This is a genomic window from Paraburkholderia sp. BCC1876 (assembly GCF_902833695.1).
In the GTDB taxonomy this organism is placed as follows: domain Bacteria; phylum Pseudomonadota; class Gammaproteobacteria; order Burkholderiales; family Burkholderiaceae; genus Paraburkholderia.
Genome location: NZ_CADFGI010000130.1, coordinates 1 through 207, shown reverse-complemented (window position 1 = coordinate 207; position 207 = coordinate 1). Strand labels below are relative to the sequence as shown.

The 207-nt window shown below is 52.7% G+C and carries 1 tRNA gene; it reads left to right on the top strand.

Annotation, left to right across the window (positions count from 1 at the left end):
- Positions 1 to 69 precede the first annotated feature (69 nt).
- Positions 70 to 156: transfer RNA gene (locus HWY05_RS38130), tRNA-Leu, on the top strand.
- Positions 157 to 207: the final 51 nt, after the last annotated feature.

The following is a 207-nucleotide window of genomic DNA, read 5'->3' as shown; positions in this document are numbered from 1 at the left end:
AAACTTCCCAGAAACGCTTGACAGGCCTGAATCGGTCGCTATAATGGCGTTCTTTGCAGTTCATCACCTGCCCAGGTGGCGAAATTGGTAGACGCACTAGGTTCAGGTCCTAGCGGTGGCAACACCGTGGAGGTTCGAGTCCTCTCCTGGGCACCACAAGTTGTTCCGGCTTAAGCCGAAAGTAGTTCGAGAAACCCCGTAAGATTA